This window comes from Candidatus Sysuiplasma acidicola, from assembly GCA_019721035.1.
GTDB classification, from domain to species: Archaea; Thermoplasmatota; Thermoplasmata; order Sysuiplasmatales; family Sysuiplasmataceae; genus Sysuiplasma; species Sysuiplasma acidicola.
This window is the reverse complement of sequence record JAHEAA010000034.1, coordinates 1-2,367: the sequence shown is the minus strand read 5'-3', so window position 1 is coordinate 2,367 and position 2,367 is coordinate 1. Positions and strand designations below refer to the sequence as shown.

Here is a 2,367-nt window from a genome sequence, read left to right as displayed (position 1 = left end):
GAGAAGGGAGGACAGAATCAGGACCGCCGCCATGTGCAAGGGCACATGGCACAATCTTTTCAACATGACTGCAAGATAGTGGACTTATGTCCCACTATCAGCAGTGTCTATACTGATATTTTGTCTTGTTCCTGATCCTAATAGTTTCCTCACAGTTTGGTCCCCAATTGGAAAGTTTGCTGGGTTCAGTATATGGTGGTCCGCAGCGGTTCTGAAGCTATGTATGGTTATGAGCTCTCTTCCTAGGTTATTTTGGGCAAGAACACTGCTAAACTTGCTGAAACTAAATCCGTCTTCTTCTTGAGGACCTCTTTCACCTCTGGCATAAGCTTTCGCTGCCCAGTAATTAAAAAGACAAAAATAGATTGCACTAATTGTGCGCCTTAACTCGACTTCTGAGCTAAAAGTAGTTACTCTCTTTGTTATCGAAGCAAGGTATGAATTGGGATCCAGCTCTGCTATTCTGTTAGTCCCTGAAGGCACGTAACAGTCACCATCCCCTTGGTGAGGTTTTGTCTGGACATCAAATAGTTCTCAATTTCCTTCCATTTATTCCAATCACCATCCCTGAATACTATGTTGAAAAACGCAAACTCATGGGTCTCTGGATCAAGTTCGTAAGTGATAAATGGGCCCTCAAGATTTACAAATTCCAGTTTCAAATCTGACAGTAATTGACCAAGCTCGACAATTGCTGGGTCGTCAAGCTCTGTTTCGATATACTTGATGGTATCTTCTCCTGTAAAGCTGTGTAACCCCTTAATCGTTTCTAACAATTCACCCCGCCTCAAGAATTCTCTTACTGCTTCTATGAAATCGATTATTGAGGCTCTATTTTCAAACCTAAACTCTTCATCGATCACCTGGCTCGCCTTTCCGAAGTCAGGCGCTCCTCGATTTGGAAATGCCTCAATTTGGACGCTTCCTAACGACTCCGCATGAAGCGTACTTATCTCATTTTGAAAGCTTAGCTGCATCTCAACGCGCCTCCATTTTTCTCAGAAGCGCCTCAATGTCATCCATCACTTGGTCAATCTTAAGGCTGTCTGTGGGAGAGATTCTGTATATGGCACTCACAAGGGTTCTCTTGAGATCCTGCGTAAACGGTTCAATAGTAATCTGCTTCCATGGCTTGCCGAGTACGTCGTCGCTTGAAACATCTCCTTCGAAGATTCTGATGCCAAATGCTAGTGGATCTTTCATCGTTTTCAGCAAAGGTAGATTGGACGATGGGATGTCACCTAATGCTCGATCAACTATTGTATTATAGTCAAACTCGTAAAAAAGAGGCGAATTCTTCATCCTCACTTCATTCACTAATCTTGTTAAAGTTGTGTAATACTTTTCTGCCTCAGCGACTTTTTGATCTTTTGGGATCAATTGGATGGTACCTCTTCTAGCTGACTTATAGGCCACGTTGCCGATGAATATGTCCCCTTGATCGATATTGCCAATTTTCAGAAAAGACGGTACTCCAATTGATATCGAGCCCTGTGCACTAGCCGCTATTGTTGGAATCTGAAAATCCATTTCAAATCCTTGAACTGAATGAAGTGCTCTAATCCCTTCAGTTGAAATCTCATCTCTGAGTATTACCATGAATCTGAGTTGTACTAGTCTTGGATTATCCTTACTCTTCAATCGATTATCTTCCTTACTCCTGATATCGGTTGACGCTCCCATGATTTTCATCTCTCTGGAACAGATTTGTGGTATTTGACCTAATGTAATCTCTTTTGATAAGCAGGTTTTGTAGTGTATATTACTATATAAATAGTCGACGCCCCCATTTGATGTGTTTTCCATCAGAACTGCCCACTCGGTTTGTAATAAACCTTTGCCGGTTTTGTCACTTATAAGGTTGTCTCCGTCATGATACAAAGTCTGCATGGCATACCCCATTCAATACCTGAAGCAGTGATATGTATTCAGGAAACCTCTGAAAATGTAACCTAACTGGCTCCGTCGTATCAAGTAAAGGCAAAGTGTTCTGTTTATCCCACACAATGCAGTTAAAATACAAACCTGATTATTTCTTGATCGATATTGGCATGAGCAATTTCTGCCGTATTGCAGTCATTTCTCTCTGTATGTCCGATAGAACCCGATTGACACGACAGTGAACGGAGATGGAAAACCCTGGCCAATGTGGATTTCTTTTTTCTTCTCACCGCTATGTTATGTACGCGTGACAATCAAACTGGGCAAATCTCTGCCGATGTGCTGATGTGTTGCCGTACCGTCTCCGAAACAGTTGATATACGTAACACATTGTTGCTGTGATACGTCGAGCTTCCTGAAATTTGGCGTTCTGGCATACACATTCAATCAGGATCTCCACCAAAAATCCTCTTGCCTGCCGTTTTA

2 protein-coding genes are annotated in these 2,367 nt (G+C 42.2%); both read right to left on the bottom strand.

Annotated elements, in window-relative coordinates:
* Positions 1 to 458: 458 nt before the first annotated feature.
* Positions 459 to 863, bottom strand: coding sequence for a hypothetical protein (locus KIS30_09960; protein MBX8647059.1), 405 nt, complete (start codon positions 861 to 863; stop codon positions 459 to 461).
* 115 nt (positions 864 to 978) lie between these two features.
* Positions 979 to 1,902: a hypothetical protein gene (locus KIS30_09955; GenBank protein MBX8647058.1), complete on the bottom strand. Its 924-nt coding sequence runs from the start codon at positions 1,900 to 1,902 to the stop codon at positions 979 to 981.
* Positions 1,903 to 2,367 lie beyond the last annotated feature (465 nt).

Coding starts and splice junctions, on each gene's coding strand:
- KIS30_09955 (MBX8647058.1), bottom strand. CDS start 1,902: ATGGGGTATGCCATGCAGACTTTGTATCATGACGGAGACAACCTTATA.